Here is a 22,948-nt window from a genome sequence, read left to right on the forward strand (position 1 = left end):
CCATGGTTAACGTGCGGTTCAATCGTCGCTTTTTTACCCGCCACCGGCGAGTTCGTCCGCGCCGGGCTGTGTCGGGCCTGTAGTGGCGGGGTCATTGCTCAGGGCGGCGCGTTCACGCGCGCTGGGCGCACGTTCGGCGCCGGCTTCGATCCGGGCCGCCAGCGCCGGCGCCAATCCGGTGATCGCGCCAGGGGCGAACTGGCTGGGGCCGGCGATGGGATGCAGGTCACAGCGCGCCGCACGGGCGGTCTGGGCGGGCCTGAAGGTCCAGGCCTGGCATTGATCATTCAGACCGCAGGCGCTGATGCAGGCCTCTCGGCTTTGCGCTGCTACGCCATCAAGGCGTGCGATCACCCCGCGCCGCGCATGATTCTCGATCATGGCGCTGGGCGGCAGAGCGGCGGGGGCGGGTGCTGCGGTTTGCAGCATCAGGGCGAAGACAGCAATCATGTCTGCAACTATGACAGCCCGACTTTGACAAACCGTTGCGCTGGTCAGGGCGGACGGCTAACCAAGCGCGGACCATTTCACAAAAGAGCCTGTCATGAGCGAGCCGTCGCCCAAAGAACCCCAGAACGTCCTCAAGCGCTTCTTGTCGAGCGCTGCGTTCCGCAACACCATTACGGCGCTGATCCTGATCAACGCCGCGATCCTGGGCCTGCTCACCTACACTCTGCCCGAATGGCTCGTGACCATTCTGCGCTATGCGGACAAGGCGATCATTGCGGCGTTTGTCGTGGAGATCGTGCTCAAGCTGGCGGTGCACCGGCTGAGCTTCTTCAAATCCGCCTGGAACTGGTTCGATTTCCTGGTGGTGGGGATTTCACTGGTGCCGGCGGCGGGCGCCTTTTCGGTGCTGCGGGCGCTGCGGGTGCTGCGCCTGTTCCGCCTGTTCTCCGTCATTCCCGAAATGCGTTCGGTCGTCGAGGCGCTGGCCAAGGCGATCCCGGGCATGGGCGCCATCATGCTGGTGCTGGGTGTGATTTTCTATGTCGCCTCGGTCATGGGCGCGATGCTGTTCTCGGGCACCCATCCCGAATTCTTCGCCAATCTGGGCGGCTCGGCCTACACCCTGTTCCAGGTGATGACGCTGGAAAGCTGGTCCATGGGCGTGGCGCGCCCGGTGATCGCCGAGCATCCCTATGCCTGGATCTTCTTTGTCGGCTTCGTGATCATCACGAGCTTCGCGGTGCTGAACCTCTTCATCGCGGTCATCGTGGACTCCATGCAGTCCAAGCATTTTGACGCCGAGACCGAGCGTCAGGCCGAGGCCCATGACGAGCGTGAAATCCTGATCCATGAAGTGCGCGCTTTGCGCTCGGAACTGGCGGATATCCGCACCTTGCTGGCCGAGAAGGGCGGCGACGATCAGTCGTCGATGCCGTCCTTGAGCGATTCAAAACGGGCGGACAATTCCGAATAATACGCCGCCAGCGCTTCTTCCCGCGCCCCGCGCCGTTGCGGTTCGGGCGCCGAGAGCGGCGCGGCCGGCAGCCCCTGATGCGCCTCGCTCATGAACCGGCGCCAGATCTCGGCGGGCAGCTGACCGCCGGTGACGTCGGAGGTGGGGGTGTCGTCATCATTGCCGACCCAGACGCCGGCTGCCAAATGCCCGGTATAGCCCACAAACCAGGCGTCTCGATTGTTCTGGCTGGTGCCGGTCTTGCCCGCGGCACGGCGTCCATTGAGCTGGGCGCGCTGGCCGGTGCCGTCCTGGATGACGCTCTGCAACAGCGTGGACATCCATTGGGCGTGCTCGCGTGAGATCACCTGGCGGCCTTCGCTGGGCTCGGGCGCCTGATACAGAAGATCGCCGCGTGAATTGCGCACCTCGAGCACCAGGACGGGATCGGGGCGGCGTCCGTCATTGGCGAAGACGGCGTAAACGCGCGTCATGTCGATCAGCCGCACCCCCGATGAGCCCAGCGAGAGGGCGGGGACGGCGTTCAGACCGGTCGTGATCCCCAGCCGTTCGCCCATTTCGGCGATGGCCGGCGCGCCCACTTGCGCTCCCGCCTGGGCCGCAACGGTGTTGATGGAACGTTTCAGCGCGTCCGCAATGGTGATCCGGCCGCGATAATTGCCGCCATAGTTTTCCGGGCTCCAGCCCTCGATCTCGATGGGCTCGTCATTGAAGGCGGTGGACGGCTCCATGCCGGCTTCGAACGCGGCGGCGAACACGACCGGCTTGAAGGCTGAGCCGGGCTGACGGCGCGCCTGGACCGCGCGGTTGAACTGGCTTTCGGCATAGTTCCGGCCGCCCACCAGCGCGCGCACCCGGCCTTGCAGGTCCATGGCCACCAGCGCGGCCTCGTCAGCATTGCGCGCTTCGGCCTGCAAATCCATGACGGCGGCAACGGCGCGCTCGGCGGCGGTCTGGGCGCTGACGCTGACGGTGGTGCGGATCACCAGATCGGGCGTATCCGCCGCATCCCCCAGATGCTGGCGCGCTTCGGCGAGGGCCTGGTCAAACACATAGCCAAAGGCGCCCGGTTCAAAGCTCTCATCGCCCGCCGCCAGCTCGGCCGGATTGTCGATGGCGTCCTGATAAGCGGTCTCGTCGATGAACCCCGCGTCAAGCATGTCATAGAGCACCTCGGCCGCCCGGGCGCGGGCCGCGGGCAGGTTCGAGGTGGGCGCCAGACGCGAGGGCGCCTTGGGCAAGGCCGCCAGAAGCGCCGCTTCAGCCACGCTCAGATCGCTGGCGGGCTTGTTGAAATAGCGTCGGGCGGCGGCTTCCACCCCATAGGCCTGATCGCCCAGATAGACCCGGTTGAGATAGAGCTCGAGGATCTCCTGCTTGGTCAGAGTGTCCTCAAGCTCGGTGGCGATGCGGATTTCCTGGATCTTGCGCCGGATCGTGCGTTCCGGGCTCAGGATGAGGTTCTTGACCAGCTGCATGGTCAGGGTCGAACCGCCCTGCACCAGCCCGCCCGCGCGCACATTCGCCCACATGGCGCGTGCAAAGCCGCGCTCGTCAAAGCCGTCATGCTCGTAAAAGCGCCGGTCCTCGACCGCCAGGAAGGCCTGGGGCACATGGTCGGGCAAGTCGTCCAGCCGGACCGGGCGCGCATAGAGCGGACCGCGCTGGCCCAGCACCGCGCCATTCTCCGCCAGAACGGTCACCGCCGCCTCGCGCCGGACGCTCCACAACTCTTGTGCGGTAGTTGGAACGGTCGGCAAGTCGTGGTAGGCCCAACGCCAGAAGGCGATCCCGCCGACCAGCCCGATCAGGATCACGATCTGCGCCGTGATCAGGGCGAGAAGACGCCAGCGGGATTTGAGCTGAGTCCATGGGGAGGGCTTGCGATCGGCACGGAAGGTGATGGCGGGCCTCTAAGGTGTTGCCGCCCGGTCGGGCGTTTTGGGAATGATCTCAAGAACAGCTGATCACGGCTAAATTCAGGCGATGAGCGATACCCGTCCTTTCTACGAACGCAAGACGCTTTCTGAAATGAGCGTGCGTGAATGGGAGTCCCTGTGTGATGGGTGCGGCAAGTGCTGTGTCGTCATTCTGGGCGATGAGGACGACCCCGATACCTTCTGGCGCACCAATGTGGGCTGCAAGCTCTTGGACCTGAACACGATCCGGTGCTCTGACTACGCCAATCGCCAGTCTCGGGTGCCTGGCTGCGTGCGCCTGAGCGCGGACAATATCGCCCAGCTCAAATGGATGCCGGAAACCTGCGCCTATCGTCTGTTGAACGAGGGCAAGGATTTGCCCGACTGGCATCCGCTCAAGACCGGGGATCCCAAAAGCGTCGAGCAGGCGGGCCATTCGGTCAAAGGCTCCCTGATCAGTGAAAACATCGTCCATGAAGACGATTTCGAGCACCATATCGTCGCCCGGCAGGACGCAAAGCCGGAATAACTCCGCGCCAATCCCGCATTTGTAGACCAGGGACCGCTGACGCTTCAGGGCGTTGGCGGTTTTCGCGCGCAATCAATCCGACCGAGACGGTGATCGCCTAGTCTTCAGGCATGGTCGAAATGAACCGAAGGACGTTCTGCCCGGAGCCGAAACGGACGGGCGGAAAACGGTTTGACTGGATCGCCATTCATGAAGGCTGGCGGGCCGGTGAAAGCGCTGACGCATTGGCGGCGGCCTATGGGCTGAAAGCCAAGACAATCACGGACAGATGCGGCTGGATTGACCAGCATTTTCCGCCCCCCACGCCCGTCCGCCTGATCGCTGAGCTGAACCGGCGTCTTCTCAAGGCGATGGCGCGACTGGATGACGGCGATCCGGGACAGGCGGAACGGCAGGCGAAGACCATCGCCGCGCTGATCCGCGCGGGGCGCGATCTCAAGCAATGGAGCGAGACGATGACCGAACAGACGACCGGCGGGACGCCCGCCGCGCAGGCGGAGGCGGCCAAAGGTGAGCAACGAGATTATCACGCCGAACTTGAACGCAAACTTACTCGCTTACAGTCACACCTTCTGTCCCGGGACATGGGTGAAAGCGCTGAGCGAGAGCGAAGCGCAACATCTGAGCGATAGCTGGGCGTTCTGGGCGCGCGATGAGCAGACGCCACCCAAGGGCGACTGGCGGATCTGGCTGTTTCTGGGCGGGCGCGGGGCAGGCAAGACCCGCGCCGGGGCCGAATGGGTTCGCGCGCAGGTGAAGGCGGGCTGCAGGCGCATCGCGCTGGTGGCGCCGACCTTTTCCGATGTGCGCGAGGTGATGGTGTCCGGCCCGTCGGGTTTTCTCAATATCGGGGATGAGGACGATCGGCCCCGATACGAAGCCAGCCGTCACCGTCTGATCTGGCCGAACGGGGCGGAAGCCCATGGCTTTTCCTCTGAAGACCCGGACGGGTTGCGCGGGCCGCAATTTGATTGCGCCTGGGCGGATGAGTTCGCCGCCTGGACCCGCCCGCAGGAGACGCTCGACATGCTGGGGCTGGGCCTGAGATTGGGTGAAGACCCGCGCTTGATGATCACCACGACGCCCCGGCCTCTGCCGGCGCTGAAGGCGCTTTTGACACAATCGGGCGTGGTCATGACCCATGCGACGACACAGGCCAATGCCGCCCATCTTGCGCCGGGCTTTGTCGCGGCGATGACCGAGCGCTATGGCGCTTCCCGTCTGGCGCGGCAGGAGCTGGACGGCGTTCTGATCGATGATCCTGAAGGCGCGCTGTGGACGCGCAGCCTGATCGATCAGGCGCTGGGTCTGCCGGCCTTTGAGCCCGAGCGCGTGGTGGTGGCGGTGGACCCGCCCGCCAGCGCCAGCGGCGATGAATGCGGGATCATTGCAACCGGTTGCAGCGGGCAGGGCCGGGAGGCTCAGCTTGTGGTCCTCAAGGATATGAGCCTGCAGGGCCGGCCTGAAGTCTGGGCGGCCAAGGTGGCCGAAGCCTTTGAGGCGGTGGATGCGGACTGGGTGGTCGCCGAGGCCAATCAGGGCGGAGACATGGTCCGCGCCGTCTTGCAGGCCGCCGCGCCTGATTTGCCGATCCGGTTGGTCCATGCCAGTCGCGGCAAGCGGGCGCGGGCCGAACCGGTCGCCGCCCTCTACGCCAAGGGCCGGGTGCGCCATGCGGGTCGGTTCCCGGCGCTTGAAGACCAGATGTGCGCCTTTGGCGCGTCAGAACTGAGCGGTAGCCCGGACCGGGTGGATGCCCTGGTCTGGGCCATCGCCGCCCTGACCCCACAGGCCGCCAGCCCCAGGCTGCGACGGCTCTAACCCACAGGAGAACGCCATGCACAAGCATTGGCTGGGTCTCGGTCGCAAGGCGGCCGGGCGAACCCTTGCGCTCGGCTTCGGCACGAGGGCGCAATGGAGCCCGCGCGGCTATGCCGGATTTGCGACCGAAGGCTATGCTCGCAACGCGGTCGCCCATCGCTGCGTGCGGCTGGTCGCTGAAGCGGTCGCCGCAACCCCGTTCAAGGCGGGTGAAGGCCGGGCGGGCGGGGCGGCCTTGGCGCTTCTGAACGCGCCCAACCCCGACCAGTCCGGTCCCGAACTGATCGACATGGTCCAAAGCCATCTTCAGGTGGCGGGCGACGCCTATCTGCATCTGTCGGGCTTTGAGACCGGGGCGCCGTCGCTGTATGCGCTGCGGCCGGACCGGGTTCGGGTGATGACCGGGCCCAAGGGCTGGGCCGAGGGCTGGGAGTATCGCACGGCGTCGGGCGCGGAGGTGTTCCAGCGCGACCGGGCTTCGGGGCGCTCACCCATCCTCCATCTCAAGCGCTTTCACCCGACCGATGACCATTATGGCCTGTCGCCCATGGAAGCGGCCGCGCGGGCGGTGGATGTGCACGCAGCGGGCGGCGCCTGGGCAAAGGCGCTGCTGGATAACGCCGCGCGACCCTCGGGGGCTTTGGTGGTGAAAGCGGGAACCGATGGGCAGGGGCGTTTGACGCCCGATCAGTTCGAGCGCCTGAAGGGCGAGCTGGAAAGCCTTTATACCGGCGCCGAGAACGCCGGGCGGCCACTGCTCCTGGAAGGCGGGCTCGACTGGAAGCCCATGGGCCATTCCCCCGCCGAGATGGATTTCATCGAGGCAAGGCGTGAAGCGGCGCGCGAGATCGCGCTGGCTTTTGGCGTGCCGCCCATGTTGCTGGGCCTGCCCGGCGACAACACCTATTCCAATTATCGCGAAGCCAATCAGGCCTTCTATCGCCAGACAGTGCTGCCGCTGGCGAAAACCGGCGCCATGGCGCTGAACCGCTTTCTGGCGCCCTGGCTGGGGACCGATCCGAAGCTCTGTGTGGATGAAGACGGCTTGCCTGCCTTTACCGATGAACGCGCGGCGCGCTGGGCGCGGGTGGCGTCGGCGGACTTCCTGTCAGACGCAGAGAAGCGATCCCTTCTGGGCCTCGCCTCGCAAGGCGGTGATCAATGACCGACGCGGCTCACACGATCCGGCCCTGGCGGCTCGATCGCTCGATCACGCTCGGGGTCATCCTGGCGCTGACGCTTCAGACCGCGGGCGCCCTGATGTGGGCGGGGGCGGCGAATGAGCGGCTTGATCAGCTCGAAACCCGCGTGGAGGCCTCCGCTCCCGTGGCCGAGCGTCTGGCACGGCTGGAAGCGCACGCCGCCTATTCCCGCGCTGCGCTCGAACGCATCGAGCGTCGGCTCGAAGAGGACTGAGGTCCGCCCCTTTTGACAATGGAGACGCCGATGGAGGCGCTGAACCGCTCTGGCGAGACGCTGGAGGTGGCGGGCTATGCCAGCCTGTTTGATATCGAGGATCAGGGCGGCGATCTCGTCCGCGCCGGGGCTTTTGCTGAAGGGCTCAAGGCGCGCGGCCCGAACGGGGTGCGCATGCTGTTCCAGCATGACGCGACCGAACCCGTCGGGGTCTGGGACGAGATCGCCGAGGATGGCCGCGGGCTCTATGTTCGCGGCCGCATTCTTTCCACCGCCCCGCGCGGCAAGGCCGCTTTGGGGCTGGTGCGCGAAGGGGCTGTGGACGGCCTCTCCATCGGATTTCGCACCATCCGCTCCGCGCCCCGACCGGGCGGCGGGCGCGATCTGTTGCAGCTCGATCTGTGGGAGGTGTCGATCGTGACCTTCCCTATGCTGGCTCAGGCGCGCTTGCGCGTTGTGGAGCCTTCCAGGACGCGGCTGTCCGCGTCGGCGGCCTGACCGCCTTTTCTCTTCATGACCAGAAAGGATACTCATGAGCCGGGAAACCAAGATGGCGGTTCCCTCCGCCGAGACGCGCGCCGCCATGGCCGACATGCTGGCCGCGTTTGAACACTTCAAACAGGCCAATGACCAGCGGCTGGACGCGCTGGAATCCAAAACCGGCGCCGATCCGCTCATCACCGAGAAGGTGGACCGCATTGATGCGGCGCTGGATGAAGCGAAATCGCGTCTGGATCGCCTGAGCCGGGAAACGGCGCGACCGGACCTGACGGGTGGCGGGACGAAAAGCGCAGGCTGGGGCGATTTCCTGCGCACGGGCGCCGCGCCCGCGCTCGACCAGAAAGCGCTGTCGGGTCAGTCCGGCGCGACCGGTGGCCATGTGGCGCCCGCGGAGCTGGAAACCCGCATTGAGCGCCTGATCCGGGAAGTGAGCCCGATCCGCTCTATTGCGACGGTGAAGCAGACCCAGTCTCACACCTTTCGCAAACCCGTCAGCGCGGGCGGCGCCACCGGCGCCTGGGCGGCGGAAACCGCCAGCCGGCCTGAAACCGATGCCTCCGCGCTGGAGCTGTTGGAGTTCCCGACGGCCGAGCTTTACGCCATGCCCGCCGCCACCCCGGCGATCCTGGATGATGCGCTGGTCGATCTTGAACAATGGCTGGCCGAGGAAGTGCGTGATGTCTTTGCCGAGGCCGAGGGCCGGGCGTTTGTGCTGGGCGATGGCGTGAACAAGCCCCGCGGCTTCCTGGATTATGACGTGGCGGCCACAGGTTCGGAGAGCTGGGGCCAGCTCGGCTTTGTCACCACCGGCGTATCGGGCGGCTTCTCGGCCTCTGACCCGGCGGACGCCCTGATCGACCTGATCTATGCGCCCAAGACCAGCTATCGCGCCAAGGGCCGCTTCGTGATGAACCGCGCGACGGTGTCCGCCGTGCGCAAGTTCAAGGATGCGGACGGGCAATATATCTGGCAGCCTGCCCAGAGCGCGGGCCAGTCCGCCAGCCTGATGGGCTATCCCGTCACCGAGGCCGAGGACATGCCCGATATCGGCGCCAACAGCTTCTCGATTGCGTTTGGCGATTTTGAGCGCGGCTATCTGGTGGTGGACCGCCAGGGCGTGCAGGTGCTGCGCGATCCCTATTCGGCCAAACCCTATGTCCTTTTCTACACCACCCGCCGCGTCGGCGGCGGCGTGCAGGATTTCGACGCGATCAAGCTTCTCAAATTCGCGGCCTGATCAAACCCTCTCTCCCCCACCTCAAAGCCCCGGCCCCTGCGCCGGGGCTTTGCTTTTTGAAAAGGAGGCGAGGCGATGAGCCTGAGTCTGACTACGCCGCCTGCTGTCGAACCGGTCAGCGTGGAGACGGCGAAAGCCTGGCTAAGGGTGAGCCATTTTGAGGATGACGCCCTTATCGCGGATCTGATCGGCAGCGCCCGCGAGCATGTCGAAACCCGGACCGGGCTGGCCTGATGACCCAGAGCTGGCGAGAGCGGCTGGAGGACTGGCCTCAAGACCGGCTGAGCGCATCAGGACTGGCGTTTCAGCTCAAGCGGGCGCCGCTTGTGAGCGTTGAGGCGGTGCGGGTGCGAGACCGTACCGGCGCGCTGACCGACTGGAATTCTGCGGAATACCGGGTGGAGACGGGCGAGCCGGGACGGCTGGTCGCCATCCTGCCCTTTGCCTTGCCGCATCCGGAGGCGCGGGGCGGCGGCATTGAGATCGACTTTACTGCCGGCTATGGCGAGGCGCCCGACGAGGTGCCTGCGCCCTTGCGAGCGGCGATCCTGCATCTCGTCGCAGCGAGTTATGGCGCGGATCGGGGCGAGGGGGGCGAGAGCCCGCCGGCGCCGGACATGGTCGATCGCTTGCTCGCCCCGTTTGAACGGGTGCGGTTATGAGCGCGGAAGCCGCGTTCCAGAGCGGACTTCTGGCGCACTTGAAGGCCGATGCGGGCGTCGCGGCCGTGCTGGGTGAGCGGGTGTTTGATCTGCCGCGCTTGGGCGTGCGCTATCCCTTTCTCTATCTGGGACGGGTGGAAAGCGAGGCCGCCGACGCCAGCGAAACCCGCCTAGTCGAGCTGCGCCAGACCCTTCTGATAAGGGGCCGCCGCGATGACGCCGACACGATCAAGCAGGCGCTGGGCGCGATAAGGGCGGCGCTCGATACGGCGCTCCTGGCGCTGGAGCCGCCCCATCAGGCGATCCATGCGCGGGTCGTCTATGCCGACCTGTTCTCGACGCCCGACAGCCGCGTGATGCAGGGGCTCGTGCGGGTGAGGGCGCTACTTCAAACACAAGGAGACACGCCATGACGGCGCAGGCGGGCAAGGATGTCTTGCTGAAAATCGGCGATGGCGGATCGCCTGAAAGCTTCACCACACTCGCAGGTTTGCGGGCGAAAACCCTGTCGCTCAACGCCCGCGCGGTGGATGTGACCCATGCGGACAGCCCGGGGCGTTGGCGCGAATTGCTGGACGGCGCCGGGGTGCGTCAGGCGGCGATTTCGGGCGCGGGCATCTTTGTCGACAGCGCGGCGGACGAGACCGTGCGCGGCGTCTTCTTTGATCAGGCCAAACGCAGCTTTCAGGTGATCGTGCCGGACTTTGGCGTCATCGAAGGCCCGTTCCTGGTCACGGCGCTGGAATATTCCGGCCGCCATGATGGCGAGGCGAGCTATTCGCTCTCATTGAGCTCCGCCGGAGCGCTGAGCTTCACGCCGCTATGAGGGGCGATCCTCGATCTCGCGCTGGCGTCGATGGTCCTCAAGATCATTGAGACAGGCGCGATAGGCGTCCGGATTGCGCAATTCCTCGCATTCCGCCTCATAGCGCTCGTCATAGACCTCTTCGAACACGCTTTCACAGCCGCACAGCAAGAGCGGCGAGGCGAGGGCGAGAGCAGCAAGCATACGGCGCATGGATCATCCTTGAGCTGGAGGGCTGCGCCGAGACTAAACCCGAACTCTGGGGCTTTCACATGACAATCTCTCAACCTGGAAATGTCTCCGCCCGGCTGGGCGAGACAGCGGTTCAATTGCGCCTGTCGCTCGCCGCCCTGATGGAGATCGAAAAGGCGCTGGGCGTATCGGGGATGGAGGCGCTGGCGGGGAGGTTCCGCACCCTGACCGCGACAGATCTGACGGCGGTCCTGAGGGCGGTCTTGCGGGCGGGCGGTCACGCGGATGCCGATGCCGATGCGCTGGCGCAAGCCGCGGCGCCCCACGAAGCCGCGCAGGCGGTCCTCGCCTGTTTTGACGCAAACCTGAAATGAGCCCGCACTGGCAGGGCTGGTTCGCAATGGGCGTTGTTACATTCGGCCTGAGCCCGGATGATTTCTGGCGGCTGTCGGTTCTGGAATGGCGGGCGCTATGCGCGAGCCAAGGGGGTGCGAAGCCGCCGGACCGACAGACGCTCACAGCCCTGATGGCGCAACATCCTGATGGAGACGAGAATGACGGACACGTTTGACCTGTCCGAGCTGGCCGCAGGTGCGAGTGAGGCTCGACAAGGGCTCAGTGAGACCGCGCGCGAAGGCGAACGCGCCGCCCAGGCCCTGTCCGACGCGTTTGAAAGCGCCGGGCGAGACATCGCGTCGAGCCTTGAGGGCGCCGCGCGCTCAGGCGAGCTTAGCTTTTCCGCGCTCGCCGAACAGATCGCCCAGAGCTTTGCCCAGATCGCGCTGGATCAGTTTGTGCTCCAGCCCGTCTCCGGACTTCTGGGCAATGCGGCAAGCCTTCTCGGCGGGGTGCTGGGCCAGCGCGCCGAGGGCGGGCCGGTGATGGCGGGTGAGCGCTATCTGGTGGGCGAGCGGGGACCGGAAGTGTTCACGCCGGGCCAGTCCGGCGCGATTTCAGCCCTGGGCGCCGCGCCGATCTCCATCACCATCCACACCCACGGGGCGCCGCTGGACAGCGTGCGCCGGTCTGAAAGCCAGATCGCGGCGGCGGTCGCGCGGGCGGTGCAACGCGGAGGCCGTCAGCTATGAGCGGGTTTCATGATGTGCGTTTTCCGCTGTTCATCGGGCTCGATGCGCGCGGCGGGCCGGAGCGACGCACCGAGATCGTCACCCTCAATTCCGGCCGTGAGGAGCGCAACGCCGTCTGGCGCGACTCCCGGCGGCGCTGGGATGCCGCCCCGGGGGTGAGGTCACAGGCGGATCTGGCCAGGCTCATCGCCTTTTTCGAGGCGCGGCAGGGGCGGCTGCACGCCTTCCGATTCACCGATCCGTTTGATCACAGCTCGGGGCAGGGCGGAGTTGCGCCTAGCCCGCTCGATCAGGTCATCGGCGCCGGGGATGGCGCCACAGAGCGCTTCCAGCTGAGCAAAAGCTATGGCGATGCAGCAAGCCAGTGGCGCCGCCCGATCACCCATCCTCAGCTTGAGAGCGTGCGCGCGGCGCTGGATGGCGTGGAGACCGCCATCGCGCTTGAACCGGATGGCTGGATCGTCTTCGAGACGCCGCCCGCCGACGGCGCCCTGATCACCGCCGGGTTCCGCTTTGACGTGCCCACCCGCTTTGACGCGGACCAGATCGAGGCGAGCCTTGAGGGTGGCGCGGCGTTGATTGCGTCCGTTCCGCTACTTGAAGTCCGGCTTTAGGGCTGGACAGGCGCGCGGTTCAGCGCCCTCATGGTCAGGCAGACTGGGGAGGACGATATGATCGCTTGGATCGCCGCACTGGCGCTGATGCAAACAACGCCCGAGGCGCCTGTCGTCGAGGCCTTCGAGGTGCAGGGCTTTCGCAGCCAGATCGTTGTAGAGATTGAGGCCCCGCGCACCGAAGTGTTCGAGGCGGCGACGGGCGATGTCTCTCCCTGGTGGGATCATACCTTCTGGCCGGGACCGGCGGAGCTGGTGATCGAGCCCGAAGTGGGCGGATTGTTCTACGAGCGCTTTGAAGCGGGTGAGCCCGATGGCGTCGTCCATGCGCGGGTGATCTTCGTGCGGGCGCCGGAACAGCTTCGGCTGGATGGACCGCTGGGCCTGAGCGGTCGGGCGGTGCAGCTCGTGTCCAGCTGGACGCTGGAAGAGGGCGACAGCCTGGATGAGACACGCTTCACCGTCGATCTGGCGCTGACCGGCGAGGTGGATGAGGAGCTTGCGGGCATTGTCCGCCGGGTCTGGGTGCATTTCATCGAGGGTCGGCTCAAACCCTATATGGAAACGGGCTGTCATCTGGCGCCCGAAGCGCCTTGTGCGGCGTTTGAGGAATGATGCAGTCGCGCTGACGCTGCGGGCGGGAAGCTTTACTTGTTCTCCCGCGCCTCCGCGCGGTCGATCCTCGCTTCGCTGCGGACGGCCTTTGGCCTTGCGAGCCTTTCAGGCACGGGGCGCCCAATCTGAGACGCTTATCTGAATTCATGCCCCGGCCCTGCGCCGGGGTTTTTTGTTGGAGGTCGCATGATCGACATTCCACCCCCCTTGCAAGCCAAACTCGATGCGGGCGCCACGACCTTGTGCTGGGTCTGGATCCTGACACGCCGGGACGGCATGACATTCGGCTTTACCGACCATGATCAGGCGCTGAAGATAGAGGGCGTAAGCTGCGAACCTGCTTCAGGATTTTCTGCTGGGGATTTGCGCAGCGAGACAGGCGGGGCGCCCGCGCGCGGCGCCGTGTTCGGCCAGCTCGACTCCGGCGTCATCACGCGCAGCGCCATCAAGTCCGGCGTCTGGGACGGGGCCGGGCTCGTGCTCTATCGCGTCGACTGGTCCGATCCGTCGCTGTTCTGGCGCGCCTTTACGGGCGAGCTCGGGGAAATCCGCCACGGAGAGCAGGGCTTTGAAGCGGAGGTGGCGGGGCTGGGCGCGCGGCTCAATCGCACCATCGGGCGCGCCTTCTCGCGTCTGTGTGACGCCGAGCTGGGCGATGCACGCTGTGGCGTGGATCTGGGCTCTGAGGGGCGCTCGGTCGAGGCCCGTGTCGCTGAAAGGATTACCGCGCGCGCCGTGCGGATCAGCGGAGCGGACAGTCTTGAGGCGCTTGAACTCAAGAACGGGGTTTTGCACTGGCCCGATGAGGACTGGGCCGACCAGCGGATCGTTTTGGCGCGCACGGTCGGCAATGACCGGATCGTCGAGCTCGAGGGCGTCCTCCCCGAAGCTGTGGCGCCGGGACAGACGGTGCGCCTCAGCCTGGGGTGCGACAAGCGGTTCGAGACCTGTCAGGGCCGTTTCAACAACGCGCTGAACTTTCGCGGTTGCCCGCACATGCCCGGCAATGACGCGTTGATCCGGCCCGTGAGGACCCGCCAATGAGGGCGGCTGCGCTGGCCGAGGCGCAGCGCTGGATCGGCACGCCCTATCACCATCAGATGAGCGTGGAGGGCGCCGGGTGTGATTGTCTGGGTCTCGTGCGCGGGGTGTGGCGGGCGCTCTACGGACCGGAGCCGGAAGCCCTGCCGCCCTATGCGCCGGATTGGTCTGAACGGACATCCATCGACACGCTCAGCGAAGCGGCGGCGCGCTGGCTGGTTCCGCTTGATCTGTCTCAGGTCCAGCCCGGCGATGTGCTGTTGTTTCGCTATGCGCCGAACGGCTTTGCGCGCCACTGCGCGATCCTGTCAGCGCCGGACCGCATTGTGCACGCCTGGCGCGGGCAGAGCGTGTGCGAGACCGCGCTGGGGCCGTTCTGGCGTCGCCGGATTTCGGGCGCCTACGCCTTCCCTCACATTTAGAGCGAGGACCATATGGGCCAGCTTCTCCTGACCGCCGCCGGACAGGCGGGGGCGTCCTTTCTGCAGGCGGGCGCCTCGACGCTGGTCGGCAATCTGTTTGCACCCGACCGCGAAGGCCCGCGCCTGGACGGTTTGAGCGTTCAGACCTCCACCGAGGGCGCCTTCGTGCCCATTGTCTATGGCCGCATGCGACTGGCGGGACAGGTAATCTGGATGGGGCCCGTGACCGAGAGCGCACGGACATCCGGCGGCGGCAAGGGCGGGCCGGAACTGACCGAGTATCAGTACGCCGCCAGCTTTGCGGTGGCGCTGTGCGAGGGGCCGATTGCGGGCGTAGGGCGCATCTGGGCGAATGGTGAGATCCTGAGCCATGACGCCGCCGTGATGCGGCTTCACACCGGCGCCGAGGACCAGGCGCCCGACCCGCTGATCGAGGCGGTAGAGGGGGCTGCGCCCACCTATCGCGGGCTGGCCTATATGGTGTTTGAGGACCTGCCGCTCGATGGCTTTGGCGCGCGCCTGCCCAACTTGAGTTTTGAAGTGCTGGGCGCCGGGGCGTTGGATTCAGACGAGCCGCAGCTCGAACAGCTGGTGCAGGGCGTGTGCCTGATCCCGGCCTCGGGCGAGTTCGCCTATGCGACCGAGCCGGTCTATCGAGAACTGCGTGAAGGCGAGGAGCGGGCCGAGAATGTCCATACCAGCCGCGCCTTCACCAATCTCGATGCGGCGCTCGATGATCTAGAAGCGCGCTTGCCGAATGTGAGATCGGTGGCGCTGGTGACGAGCTGGTTCGGAACCGATCTGCGCTGTGATCACTGCCAGATCCGGCCCGGCGTGGAGACGCGCGAGAAGCTGACCCGTCCGCTGAGCTGGCGTGTGGCGGGGCTGGATCGGGCAAGCGCGCATCTTGTGTCGCAGACAGAGGGCGCGCCGGTCTATGGCGGCACACCCTCTGACGACACGGTGATCGCGTGCATCCGGGCGCTCAAGCAGCGTGGCTATCAGGTGACGCTCTACCCCTTCATTCTCATGGACATTCCGGCCGAGACTCTCCCGGGCGACCCCCATGGCGGCGGCTACCAGCCTGCTTATCCCTGGCGGGGGCGGATCAGTTCCAACCCGGCGCCGGGCCAATCGGGCAGCCCCGATCAGAGCGCAGATGCGACGGCGCAGGTGAACGCCTTCTTTGGCGGCGCGACCGCGACTGACTTCTCTCTGAACGGCGATGAGGTGCAGTATCACGGAACAGAGGATTGGGGCTTTGACCGGTTCATCCTGCACCATGCCGCGCTCGCCCAGGCGGCGGGCGGGGTGGAGAGCCTGCTGATCGGGTCTGAAATGGTGGCGCTCAATCAGGTGCGCTCAGACCGCACAACCTATCCGGCTGTTGCGCGTCTCAAGGCCTTGGCGGGCGAGGTGCGCGCCCTGGTCGGGCCGGGGGTGAAGCTGTCCTATGCGGCGGACTGGTCTGAATATGCCGGCCATGCGCCAGCGGATGGATCCGGGGACCGATTCTTTCATCTCGACCCGCTCTGGGCGGATCCGAACGTGGATTATATCGGGATCGACTGGTACGGCCCGCTGTCGGACTGGCGCGAGGGCGAGGCCCATGCGGACGCTGCTGCGGGATCGATCCATGACCGCGCCTATCTGAGCGCGAATGTGGAGGGTGGCGAGGGCGGAGACTGGTATTACGCCAGCGCGGCGGACCGCGCGGCCCAGACCCGCACCCCCATTGTTGATGGCGCCCATGGCGAAGACTGGATCTGGGCTTACAAGCGCCTGCCCGATTGGTGGTCGAACTTCCATCATGACCGGGTAGGCGGGGTGCGCGCCAGCACGCCCACCGCCTGGACGCCGGGGCTGAAGCCGATCCGGTTGACCGAGCTGGGCTGCCCGGCGGTCGACAAGGGCGCGAACCAGCCCAATGTCTTCCTGGATCCCAAAAGCGCTGAAAGCGCGACGCCTTATTTTTCGACGGGCGCACGCGATGACCTGATCCAGCGCCGCTATATCGAAACACTGCTCGACTATTGGGCTCCGGAGGGCGGGCGTAATCCGGTCTCTGCGGTTTATGGCGGACCGATGCTGGATGTGGCGCGCAGCCATGTCTGGTGCTGGGATGGGCGGCCTTTCCCCGAATTCCCGACGCGTGAGGATGTGTGGAGCGATGGCGGCAACTGGCGGCGCGGGCACTGGCTGACAGGGCGCGCGGGACAGTCTGCGCTGGGCGCGGTGGTGCGCGATGTGGCCCGGCGCGCGGGGCTGGAGCGTCTGGATGTCTCTGCGCTGGACGGCGTCATGGCGGGCTTTGTGATCGACCGCCCGCAACGCGCCCGCGATATTATCGCCCGGCTTTCGGGCGTGTTCGGCTTCACCCTGACCGATCAGAGCCGGGGGGTGGTTGGCCTGACGCAGACGCCGCGGCAGGCTCCAACCGCGCTGAGCCGGGACGCCTTGCCCCAGGGCGAGGATGGATTTGTCCAGACGCGCACACCGCCTGAAATCATCCCGGCCGACGCCCGGATCACCCTGATCTGCGATGATGGCGATTACGCGCCCGCCGCGGTGCAGGCGCATGGGCTCGACTTTCTGACCCATGGCGTCGTCGCGCTGACAGCGCCCATCCTGGCCGATCGCCAGCAAGCGCAGGATTGGGCGCGCGAGCTGCTCAATCGCGCCCGGCATGAAGGCGAACATTTGATGCTGGCCCTGCCGCCGTCTCTGGCGCGACTGGAGCCCGGGGATGCGGTGCAGCCGGAGGGAGAAGCCGTCTGGCGTCTGGATATGCTCGATGGCGGCGCCGTGCGCCAGGCGCATCTGGGACGCATGTCGGATAGTGCGCCTCCGGTATCCGGTCCTGAGCCCGCATCAGGCCCAACGCCCGCACCGGCGGGTCGGCCCCTGGTGCGCCTGTTGGACCTGCCCCTCGATCCAGAGGCTGACGCCTCGAGAAACGGTCTTCTGGCTGCGGCCTGGAGCACGCCCTGGCCGGGCGGGGTTCAGGTCCATGCCGGCGCGGATGAGGCCAGCGCATCAGCGCGGGTTCGGTTGAGCATTCCGGCCCGGACCGGGGTGCTGCTGGACGCTTTGCCCGCAGGCCCGGAAGGGCGGTGGAGACGGGACGCGGCGCTGCGCATCCGGCTCAATGAAGGCGCTCTGCAAAGCCGCACGCCGAACGCGGTTCTGGCGGGCGCCAATCGGCTGGCGGTGCAATCCGCTGCGGGCTGGGAGGTGATCGGGTTTCAGACCGCCCAGCTGGAGCCGGACAAGAGCTGGACGCTGACCGGCCTGCTGCGCAGCTTGGGCGGCTCCGTTGCGGCGGGCGCGCCATCAGGCGCCAGCCTTGTCATGCTTGATGAGGCCTTGGCCGTAATGCCGGTCAACGAAGTCGAGCGCGGCGCCGCGCTCAGCGTGATTGCACTTCCGGACGGCGCAAGGCGCAGCGATGGGCGCGCCCGGCGGCTGACGGCGGTCTATGAGGGGCGTGATCTGCGTCCGCTTTCGCCCGTCCATTTCAAGATCAAACAGGAGCCGGACAGCCTGTCTCTGAGCTGGATCCGGCGCACCCGGATCGGGGGCGATCCCTGGCAGAGCGTGGAGGTTCCGCTCGGCGAAGCGTACGAGGCGTATGAGGTGACGCTCAAAGATGGTGATGCGGATGTGATCGGCGTGTGGATGTGTGAGACGCCACGTCTTGATCTGCAACGTTCGGCCTTGCCGACGGACCTGACCGGTCACGCCTTTGAAGTCCGTCAGGTGTCGGAGCGTTATGGTCCCGGTCTGGCGTCTGTCTTGCAGATGTGAGGCGGAAGGGTCAGATATGCGCCAACCGGGTGCGCCCTGATGCTCGCCCGACGGGAGATGGACTGCTATCACGACGGCCATGATGACTGACCCTTATGCGATTCTGGGCGTGTCCCGCACAGCGAGCGCCGATGAGATCCGGCGCGCCTACCGCAAGCTGGCGAAGGCCTTGCACCCTGACGCGCGCCCCAATGACAAGGCGGCGGAGGACAAGTTCAAGCAGGTCACCCAGGCTTTCAAACTGCTCTCTGATCCGGAACAGCGCGCCCGCTTTGACCAGGGCGAGATTGATGCGCAAGGCCAGGAGCGCCCGGCGTATCATTTCCGGTCACGGCCTGGCGGTGGTCCGGGCGACCGTGGCCCCAGCGGCAGGTTCGAGGATCTGGGCGATCTGTTTTCAGACCTGTTCACCGATTTTGGCGGCGCCCGCGGTCGGGGGCAGCCCATGCGCGGCGCCGAGATCAAGGCGCGCCTGACCGTCAGCTTCGAAGACGCCATGCGCGGCGCGAAGAAGCGTGTCAGCCTGCCCAATGGCAAATCGCTTGAAGTCGGCGTGCCTGCGGGCGTGGAGAGCGGCAAGGTGCTGCGTCTGCGCGGTCAGGGGCATCCCGGTCGCGATGGCGGCCCGGCGGGTGACGCCCTGATCGAGATCGTGATCAGCGAGCATGCCTGGTTCCGGCGTGAGGGCGACAATATTCGCCTCGATCTGCCGATTTCCCTGAAAGAAGCGCTGTTCGGCGGCACGGTGCGTGCGCCCACAGTGGATGGCATGGTGGAAGTGCGCGTGCCAGCAGGGGCCAATTCGGGCGCCCAGCTTCGTCTGCGCGGCAAGGGCGCGCCCAAAAGCGAGGGCGGCCGCGGCGACCAGATCATCCGGCTGGTCATTGATGTGCCGCTGAACGATCCTGATCTTGAAGCGTTTATCGAGGACTGGACGCCGCCTCCGGGTTATGATCCGCGTAAGCGTTTCATGTCATGATGGGTGTCCATCGCGGCGAAACCCTGTCAGCCGCGTTCAGCATGCGTTCAGCCCGGATCCGTCATTAAGCCTGTCATGAAACGAATTCTCACTCTTTTCCTGACGTTCGCCTGCGCTGCCGCTCTTGCGGATGCGCCGGCCTACGCCAAGGGCCACAAGGATGCGGTCCATGCCGCAGCCCAGTCCATCGTGCCCGTGTCGGTGGCGGTGGCCGCGGTGCGTCGGGCCTATCCCGGTTCGGAAGTGCTTTCGCACCGGCTCGTGAATGGTGAGAATCCCTATTACATGATCCGGATTCTGACCCCGGAAGGCCGCCGGCTGGATGTTCGCGTCGATGCGATTTCCGGACGGGTGCGGCGCTAGCGGAGGACGCTGACATGCGTGCGCTTATTGTCGAAGACGACCCGGACCTGCGCCGCCAGCTGGCGGATGTGCTGACCCATTCCGGTTATGCCGTGGATACGGCGGCTGATGGTGAAGATGGTCTGTTCCTGGGCGAAACCGAACCTTATGACGCCATTGTCCTTGATCTGGGCCTGCCCAAGCTGGATGGCGTAACGGTGCTGGAGCGCTGGCGCGACATGGGCATGTCCGCCCCGGTGTTGATCCTGACGGCGCGAGATCGCTGGAGCGAGAAGGTCGCCGGCTTCGACGCGGGCGCCGATGATTATCTCACCAAGCCCTTCCACCCCGAGGAATTGCTGGCGCGCCTGCGTGCCCTGACCCGCCGGGCGGCGGGCCATGCCAGCTCGACGCTGGTGTGCGGCGATCTGAGCCTGGATACCCGTGGCTCACGCGTCTTTCTCAATGACCAGCTGATCAAGCTGACCTCGCACGAATTCCGGATGTTGAGCTATCTCATGCATCACCGGGACCGGGTGATTTCGCGCACCGAGCTAGTCGAGCATATCTATGATCAGGATTTCGACCGCGATTCCAACACGATCGAGGTGTTTGTCGGTCGTCTGCGCAAGAAGATCGGCTCGAACCGGATCGAGACCGTGCGCGGGCTGGGCTACCGCCTGGTCAATCCCGGTGAAACTGAAAGCTCGGCGGCTGAGTGAGTGAGCCGGGCTCATCGCCGCCCCTGGTGAGCCAGGGGTCGATGGTGCGCCGTCTGGTTCTGACGGCGCTGGGCTGGGCGCTCGTGCTACTGGTGCTGGGCGCCATGTCGCTGACGGCCTTGTTTCGTCAGACGGTGCTGAGTGATCTCGAGGATCGGCTGGCCGGTGTCGCCGATGCGCTGATTGCGCATGTGGAGGTCAGTGACGCACTGAACCTGCGCCTTGATGAGGATCTGATTGATCCGCGGTTTTCCCAGACTTTCTCCGGGCGCTACTGGCAGGTCGCGCTGGCGGGCGCCCGGGATGTGGAGCCGCTGCGCTCGCAATCTCTGGCCGATGCTGTGCTGACGCCGCCCGACAAGGCGGTGGGCGACGCATTGTCGAGCCCGGGCCGGCCGGTGAGCAGCACCAGCAAGGGCCCGGATGGCGAACCGCTGCGTCTGGTGATCCGGGCGATCCTGATCGAGGGGGTGGAGCACCCCTTGCTGGTGGTCGCCGCCGAAGATCAACGACCCGCCAATGCGCGGATCCTGCGCTTTGGCCTGGCCTCGGCCGGGTTGTTTTTCCTGTTCACCATTGCGCTCGCGATTGGTGTTTTTGCGCAGGTTCGCGTGGGCCTGGCCCCGGTCCTGCGCATGGGGCGCGCCGTGGCCGATGTGCGCGATGGTCGCGCCGACCGCGTCAGCGGGATTTATCCCGCCGAGCTGATCACGCTGGGCGGTGAGCTCAACAAGTTGCTGGATCACTCCCAGGAAGTCGTTGAGCGCGCCCGCACCCATGTGGGCAATCTGGCGCATGCCCTGAAAACGCCGCTGACGGTGCTGACCAATGAAGCGCGGGACCAGGAAGGGCCGCTTGCCCGTCAGGTGGACCGGCAGACTCGGTTGATGTCTGAACAGGTCGAGCACCATTTGCGCCGGGCGCGCGCCGCCGCCCATGCGCGCACGATCGGCGCTCGCACCCCGGTGGAGCGCACGCTCGATGATCTGGGGCGCACCTTGCAGAAGATCTATGGCCGTCAGGGCATCTCGCTGCATTGGTCCTGTGAGGGGCGAATCCTGTTTCGTGGCGAAAAACAGGACCTTGAAGAGCTGCTGGGCAATCTGATTGACAACGCCTGCAAATGGGCTGCGAGTGAAGTGACTGTGGAGGCCAGCCTGCGCGACGGGCAGTTATACCTGTGCGTGGAGGATGACGGGCCGGGGCTGACTCAGGACCAAAGTCAGGCGGTGCTTGCGCGCGGCGTTCGGCTGGACGAGCAGGCGCCGGGAACCGGGCTGGGGCTGGCCATCGTGGTGGACCTGGCGCGCGCCTATGACGGTGCGCTTGAACTGGACCGATCCCAAAGGGGCGGACTTAAAGCGTGTTTGTGGTTGCCCGCGCTTGTGGAAAGCTGACATTAACCGCGTTCAGTTATGTCCTTAGTCCAGTTTTGCTTAACCTGGTGATCCCATGGGGCCGCTCTCTGCGGAGAAAGTCGAAAAACTGTCCATGCTGCTCGCCCACATGTCTGTGGAGCGGATGGACGGACTTGTCGACCTGGCCAATGAAATGGACCCGGGCATGGCGCGGATGCTGGAATTTTGCCGCTATGGCGCGGATGGCGCCGCCTGCCGTCAGTTTTTCCTGCCGTTGAAGGACGCCATTGGCGACCGCACGGTCATTGAGCCGTCCCGGGCTCTGATTCCTGAAGCGCTGCTGGTGCCGCTGTGGAGCTGGATCAGCGCGGATCTGGATCCGGAGGCTGCGGCCGAGGCGATGGACGCCGCCTCCACCTTCTCCCACGACCTTGATGATGAGGCGCTGGATGAAGCCCGGGTGCGAGTGGCGAACACCATTATCGAGACGCTGGACGAGCTCAAGCATGAGCCCAAGGAAAGCAAGCGCTTGCGTCATCAGCTGGGCGTGACTGACTTTGAGGAAGTGCGCTCTATCGCTGGTCTTCTGATAAGCGTTCCGGCCTTGCGTGAAGCGATGGACGGTTTGCCGGACGAGATCGAGAAGATGGATGACGAGGTCTGCGCAGAGTTGCGCGACCGCTATGAGCAGGCCATCGAGAAACAGCCTGAAGCGGGCGTCTGGGTGCTGTTGATGACCATGGCGCGCGTTCAGAAGCCCTGGCGCATGCTGCGCGTGTTCGAACGCATTGCCCGGCGCGATGACGACTTCCTGTTGACCCATACCGACATGTCCGGGGTGGGGGAGGCCTTGCTCAGCGACGCCGCCTTTTACCTGAAGGGGTTCCAGACCGCGCCCACAACGCCCGAGGCTGTGGAGCGCTGTGTCGAGGCTGTCACCCAGTTTGCGGCGGTCACGGTGGGGATGATCCGCGAGATCGGGATCCGCAAGGATGGCTCCTGGGGCAAGCGCCTGTTTGCGTTGCGCACCTCCGCCAGTGAGCAGATGGGCGTTATCCATGCAGAGGCGCGGCGCCTGTTCGAGCATGCGCTGCCTGAAACCATGTCACGCCGGTGGACCAAGGAAACGCCTCATCCGGGCGATGCGGTGTTTGACCAGGCCGAAGCGCTGTGCGGTTTCCTGTATCGCGTGAAGGATGACGCGGCGCGGACCGCAACGGGCAACGCCCATGCGCATCTGCTCGACGAGTTCCGCGAGATGAGCGAACAGGCGGGCGAGGACATTCTGGCGCGCTTGCGGCGAAACGTCTCTGAGGACGAGGAAGCGGACCATCAGCGACTGCGTGAAGTGACCCGCTTCCTTGATGTGCTGGGCATGCGCGAGACCGGTGAAGTCCTCCTGCGCCGAGCCGCCGCAGTCCAAGCCGCCTAATTCGCCTTCAAAGCGGGCGGGTG

28 protein-coding genes are annotated in these 22,948 nt (G+C 65.8%); 25 read left to right on the plus strand and 3 right to left on the minus strand.

All coding sequences use genetic code 11. The features are described from left to right. Positions 1-33: 33 nt before the first annotated feature. Complete coding sequence (locus RBA95_RS12435; RefSeq protein WP_306017186.1) at positions 34-450, minus strand: PAN domain-containing protein; 417 nt, start codon at positions 448-450, stop codon at positions 34-36. 94 nt (positions 451-544) lie between these two features. Between RBA95_RS12435 and RBA95_RS12440 the strand changes: the two genes are divergently transcribed. Next, positions 545-1,423, plus strand: coding sequence for an ion transporter (locus RBA95_RS12440; RefSeq protein ID WP_306017187.1), 879 nt, complete (start codon positions 545-547; stop codon positions 1,421-1,423). Here RBA95_RS12440 and RBA95_RS12445 read toward each other — a convergent pair. Then, complete coding sequence (locus RBA95_RS12445) at positions 1,369-3,240, minus strand: transglycosylase domain-containing protein (RefSeq protein WP_306017188.1); 1,872 nt, start codon at positions 3,238-3,240, stop codon at positions 1,369-1,371. The genes RBA95_RS12440 and RBA95_RS12445 overlap by 55 nt on opposite strands. Positions 3,241-3,409: 169 nt before the next feature. Between RBA95_RS12445 and RBA95_RS12450 the strand changes: the two genes are divergently transcribed. The 11 genes from RBA95_RS12450 to RBA95_RS12500 all read left to right on the plus strand — a co-directional run bounded on the left by RBA95_RS12450 (position 3,410) and on the right by RBA95_RS12500 (position 10,334). Continuing rightward, the gene (locus tag RBA95_RS12450) at positions 3,410-3,871 is read left to right on the plus strand and encodes a YcgN family cysteine cluster protein (RefSeq protein ID WP_306017189.1); all 462 of its coding nucleotides are present in this window, start codon (positions 3,410-3,412) and stop codon (positions 3,869-3,871) included. Positions 3,872-3,990: 119 nt separating this feature from the next. Then, complete coding sequence (locus RBA95_RS12455) at positions 3,991-4,503, plus strand: hypothetical protein (RefSeq protein WP_306017190.1); 513 nt, start codon at positions 3,991-3,993, stop codon at positions 4,501-4,503. Further along, the gene (locus RBA95_RS12460) at positions 4,460-5,692 is read left to right on the plus strand and encodes a DNA-packaging protein (RefSeq protein WP_306017191.1); all 1,233 of its coding nucleotides are present in this window, start codon (positions 4,460-4,462) and stop codon (positions 5,690-5,692) included. Before RBA95_RS12455 ends, RBA95_RS12460 begins: the two co-directional genes overlap by 44 nt. 16 nt (positions 5,693-5,708) lie before the next feature. Continuing rightward, positions 5,709-6,857, plus strand: coding sequence for a phage portal protein (locus RBA95_RS12465; protein ID WP_306017192.1), 1,149 nt, complete (start codon positions 5,709-5,711; stop codon positions 6,855-6,857). Further along, on the plus strand, positions 6,854-7,108 hold the full coding sequence (locus tag RBA95_RS12470; RefSeq protein WP_306017193.1) for a hypothetical protein: 255 nt from the start codon (positions 6,854-6,856) through the stop codon (positions 7,106-7,108). Before RBA95_RS12465 ends, RBA95_RS12470 begins: the two co-directional genes overlap by 4 nt. Before the next feature lie 30 nt (positions 7,109-7,138). Then, positions 7,139-7,606 carry an HK97 family phage prohead protease gene (locus RBA95_RS12475; protein WP_306017194.1) on the plus strand — a complete coding sequence of 156 codons (468 nt, stop codon included), beginning with the start codon at positions 7,139-7,141 and terminating at the stop codon, positions 7,604-7,606. A gap of 34 nt (positions 7,607-7,640) precedes the next feature. Next, positions 7,641-8,846, plus strand: coding sequence for a phage major capsid protein (locus RBA95_RS12480; RefSeq protein WP_306017195.1), 1,206 nt, complete (start codon positions 7,641-7,643; stop codon positions 8,844-8,846). A 75-nt stretch (positions 8,847-8,921) separates the two neighbouring features. Further along, a complete protein-coding gene (locus RBA95_RS12485; protein ID WP_306017196.1) occupies positions 8,922-9,080 on the plus strand; it encodes a head-tail connector protein in 159 nt (52 codons plus the stop codon). After that, a complete protein-coding gene (locus RBA95_RS12490; RefSeq protein ID WP_306017197.1) occupies positions 9,080-9,508 on the plus strand; it encodes a hypothetical protein in 429 nt (142 codons plus the stop codon). Before RBA95_RS12485 ends, RBA95_RS12490 begins: the two co-directional genes overlap by 1 nt. Continuing rightward, positions 9,505-9,921 (plus strand): DUF3168 domain-containing protein, encoded by a 417-nt coding sequence (locus RBA95_RS12495; protein WP_306017198.1) that lies wholly within the window; start codon positions 9,505-9,507, stop codon positions 9,919-9,921. Before RBA95_RS12490 ends, RBA95_RS12495 begins: the two co-directional genes overlap by 4 nt. Beyond that, entirely contained in the window at positions 9,918-10,334 is a 417-nt protein-coding gene (locus RBA95_RS12500; RefSeq protein ID WP_306017199.1) for a phage major tail protein, TP901-1 family, read from the plus strand. Before RBA95_RS12495 ends, RBA95_RS12500 begins: the two co-directional genes overlap by 4 nt. Here the strand turns inward: RBA95_RS12500 and RBA95_RS12505 are convergent. Beyond that, entirely contained in the window at positions 10,329-10,526 is a 198-nt protein-coding gene (locus RBA95_RS12505; RefSeq protein ID WP_306017200.1) for a hypothetical protein, read from the minus strand. The two genes, RBA95_RS12500 and RBA95_RS12505, sit on opposite strands and share 6 nt — an antisense overlap. Positions 10,527-10,585: 59 nt before the next feature. Between RBA95_RS12505 and RBA95_RS12510 the strand changes: the two genes are divergently transcribed. From RBA95_RS12510 to RBA95_RS12570, 13 genes are all read left to right on the plus strand, one after another. After that, on the plus strand, positions 10,586-10,879 hold the full coding sequence (locus tag RBA95_RS12510) for a GTA-gp10 family protein (protein WP_306017201.1): 294 nt from the start codon (positions 10,586-10,588) through the stop codon (positions 10,877-10,879). After that, positions 10,876-11,076 (plus strand): phage tail assembly chaperone, encoded by a 201-nt coding sequence (locus tag RBA95_RS12515; protein ID WP_306017202.1) that lies wholly within the window; start codon positions 10,876-10,878, stop codon positions 11,074-11,076. Before RBA95_RS12510 ends, RBA95_RS12515 begins: the two co-directional genes overlap by 4 nt. Further along, positions 11,060-11,593, plus strand: coding sequence for a phage tail tape measure C-terminal domain-containing protein (locus RBA95_RS12520; RefSeq protein WP_306017203.1), 534 nt, complete (start codon positions 11,060-11,062; stop codon positions 11,591-11,593). The genes RBA95_RS12515 and RBA95_RS12520 overlap by 17 nt, the downstream gene beginning before the upstream one ends. Next, on the plus strand, positions 11,590-12,207 hold the full coding sequence (locus RBA95_RS12525; RefSeq protein WP_306017204.1) for a DUF2460 domain-containing protein: 618 nt from the start codon (positions 11,590-11,592) through the stop codon (positions 12,205-12,207). Before RBA95_RS12520 ends, RBA95_RS12525 begins: the two co-directional genes overlap by 4 nt. Positions 12,208-12,264: 57 nt before the next feature. Continuing rightward, the gene (locus RBA95_RS12530) at positions 12,265-12,822 is read left to right on the plus strand and encodes an SRPBCC domain-containing protein (protein ID WP_306017205.1); all 558 of its coding nucleotides are present in this window, start codon (positions 12,265-12,267) and stop codon (positions 12,820-12,822) included. Between the two features lie 186 nt (positions 12,823-13,008). Continuing rightward, complete coding sequence (locus RBA95_RS12535) at positions 13,009-13,866, plus strand: DUF2163 domain-containing protein (RefSeq protein ID WP_306017206.1); 858 nt, start codon at positions 13,009-13,011, stop codon at positions 13,864-13,866. Then, entirely contained in the window at positions 13,863-14,285 is a 423-nt protein-coding gene (locus tag RBA95_RS12540; protein WP_306017207.1) for an NlpC/P60 family protein, read from the plus strand. Before RBA95_RS12535 ends, RBA95_RS12540 begins: the two co-directional genes overlap by 4 nt. A 12-nt stretch (positions 14,286-14,297) precedes the next feature. After that, positions 14,298-18,092, plus strand: coding sequence for a glycoside hydrolase/phage tail family protein (locus RBA95_RS12545; RefSeq protein WP_306017208.1), 3,795 nt, complete (start codon positions 14,298-14,300; stop codon positions 18,090-18,092). A 79-nt stretch (positions 18,093-18,171) separates the two neighbouring features. Next, on the plus strand, positions 18,172-19,071 hold the full coding sequence (locus RBA95_RS12550; RefSeq protein ID WP_371933613.1) for a DnaJ C-terminal domain-containing protein: 900 nt from the start codon (positions 18,172-18,174) through the stop codon (positions 19,069-19,071). Between the two features lie 75 nt (positions 19,072-19,146). After that, complete coding sequence (locus RBA95_RS12555; RefSeq protein WP_306017210.1) at positions 19,147-19,434, plus strand: PepSY domain-containing protein; 288 nt, start codon at positions 19,147-19,149, stop codon at positions 19,432-19,434. 14 nt (positions 19,435-19,448) lie between these two features. Next, positions 19,449-20,135: a response regulator transcription factor gene (locus tag RBA95_RS12560; RefSeq protein WP_306017211.1), complete on the plus strand. Its 687-nt coding sequence runs from the start codon at positions 19,449-19,451 to the stop codon at positions 20,133-20,135. Positions 20,136-20,176: 41 nt separating this feature from the next. Next, a complete protein-coding gene (locus tag RBA95_RS12565) occupies positions 20,177-21,532 on the plus strand; it encodes a sensor histidine kinase (RefSeq protein ID WP_306017243.1) in 1,356 nt (451 codons plus the stop codon). A gap of 55 nt (positions 21,533-21,587) precedes the next feature. Then, positions 21,588-22,925, plus strand: a complete 1,338-nt coding sequence (locus tag RBA95_RS12570; RefSeq protein WP_306017212.1) for a hypothetical protein — start codon at positions 21,588-21,590, stop codon at positions 22,923-22,925. Positions 22,926-22,948 lie beyond the last annotated feature (23 nt).

This window comes from Oceanicaulis sp. MMSF_3324 (assembly GCF_030733545.1).
GTDB lineage: Bacteria > Pseudomonadota > Alphaproteobacteria > Caulobacterales > Maricaulaceae > Oceanicaulis.

What these genes read in the sequence shown, in the direction of transcription:
- RBA95_RS12435 (WP_306017186.1), bottom strand. Translation starts at nt 450, where the DNA reads ATGATTGCTGTCTTCGCCCTGATGCTGCAAACCGCAGCACCCGCCCCC.
- RBA95_RS12440 (WP_306017187.1), top strand. Translation starts at nt 545, where the DNA reads ATGAGCGAGCCGTCGCCCAAAGAACCCCAGAACGTCCTCAAGCGCTTC.
- RBA95_RS12450 (WP_306017189.1), top strand. Translation starts at nt 3,410, where the DNA reads ATGAGCGATACCCGTCCTTTCTACGAACGCAAGACGCTTTCTGAAATG.
- RBA95_RS12455 (WP_306017190.1), top strand. Translation starts at nt 3,991, where the DNA reads ATGAACCGAAGGACGTTCTGCCCGGAGCCGAAACGGACGGGCGGAAAA.
- RBA95_RS12465 (WP_306017192.1), top strand. Translation starts at nt 5,709, where the DNA reads ATGCACAAGCATTGGCTGGGTCTCGGTCGCAAGGCGGCCGGGCGAACC.
- RBA95_RS12470 (WP_306017193.1), top strand. Translation starts at nt 6,854, where the DNA reads ATGACCGACGCGGCTCACACGATCCGGCCCTGGCGGCTCGATCGCTCG.
- RBA95_RS12475 (WP_306017194.1), top strand. Translation starts at nt 7,139, where the DNA reads ATGGAGGCGCTGAACCGCTCTGGCGAGACGCTGGAGGTGGCGGGCTAT.
- RBA95_RS12480 (WP_306017195.1), top strand. Translation starts at nt 7,641, where the DNA reads ATGAGCCGGGAAACCAAGATGGCGGTTCCCTCCGCCGAGACGCGCGCC.
- RBA95_RS12485 (WP_306017196.1), top strand. Translation starts at nt 8,922, where the DNA reads ATGAGCCTGAGTCTGACTACGCCGCCTGCTGTCGAACCGGTCAGCGTG.
- RBA95_RS12490 (WP_306017197.1), top strand. Translation starts at nt 9,080, where the DNA reads ATGACCCAGAGCTGGCGAGAGCGGCTGGAGGACTGGCCTCAAGACCGG.
- RBA95_RS12495 (WP_306017198.1), top strand. Translation starts at nt 9,505, where the DNA reads ATGAGCGCGGAAGCCGCGTTCCAGAGCGGACTTCTGGCGCACTTGAAG.
- RBA95_RS12500 (WP_306017199.1), top strand. Translation starts at nt 9,918, where the DNA reads ATGACGGCGCAGGCGGGCAAGGATGTCTTGCTGAAAATCGGCGATGGC.
- RBA95_RS12505 (WP_306017200.1), bottom strand. Translation starts at nt 10,526, where the DNA reads ATGCGCCGTATGCTTGCTGCTCTCGCCCTCGCCTCGCCGCTCTTGCTG.
- RBA95_RS12510 (WP_306017201.1), top strand. Translation starts at nt 10,586, where the DNA reads ATGACAATCTCTCAACCTGGAAATGTCTCCGCCCGGCTGGGCGAGACA.
- RBA95_RS12515 (WP_306017202.1), top strand. Translation starts at nt 10,876, where the DNA reads ATGAGCCCGCACTGGCAGGGCTGGTTCGCAATGGGCGTTGTTACATTC.
- RBA95_RS12520 (WP_306017203.1), top strand. Translation starts at nt 11,060, where the DNA reads ATGACGGACACGTTTGACCTGTCCGAGCTGGCCGCAGGTGCGAGTGAG.
- RBA95_RS12525 (WP_306017204.1), top strand. Translation starts at nt 11,590, where the DNA reads ATGAGCGGGTTTCATGATGTGCGTTTTCCGCTGTTCATCGGGCTCGAT.
- RBA95_RS12530 (WP_306017205.1), top strand. Translation starts at nt 12,265, where the DNA reads ATGATCGCTTGGATCGCCGCACTGGCGCTGATGCAAACAACGCCCGAG.
- RBA95_RS12535 (WP_306017206.1), top strand. Translation starts at nt 13,009, where the DNA reads ATGATCGACATTCCACCCCCCTTGCAAGCCAAACTCGATGCGGGCGCC.
- RBA95_RS12540 (WP_306017207.1), top strand. Translation starts at nt 13,863, where the DNA reads ATGAGGGCGGCTGCGCTGGCCGAGGCGCAGCGCTGGATCGGCACGCCC.
- RBA95_RS12545 (WP_306017208.1), top strand. Translation starts at nt 14,298, where the DNA reads ATGGGCCAGCTTCTCCTGACCGCCGCCGGACAGGCGGGGGCGTCCTTT.
- RBA95_RS12550 (WP_371933613.1), top strand. Translation starts at nt 18,172, where the DNA reads ATGATGACTGACCCTTATGCGATTCTGGGCGTGTCCCGCACAGCGAGC.
- RBA95_RS12555 (WP_306017210.1), top strand. Translation starts at nt 19,147, where the DNA reads ATGAAACGAATTCTCACTCTTTTCCTGACGTTCGCCTGCGCTGCCGCT.
- RBA95_RS12560 (WP_306017211.1), top strand. Translation starts at nt 19,449, where the DNA reads ATGCGTGCGCTTATTGTCGAAGACGACCCGGACCTGCGCCGCCAGCTG.
- RBA95_RS12565 (WP_306017243.1), top strand. Translation starts at nt 20,177, where the DNA reads ATGGTGCGCCGTCTGGTTCTGACGGCGCTGGGCTGGGCGCTCGTGCTA.
- RBA95_RS12570 (WP_306017212.1), top strand. Translation starts at nt 21,588, where the DNA reads ATGGGGCCGCTCTCTGCGGAGAAAGTCGAAAAACTGTCCATGCTGCTC.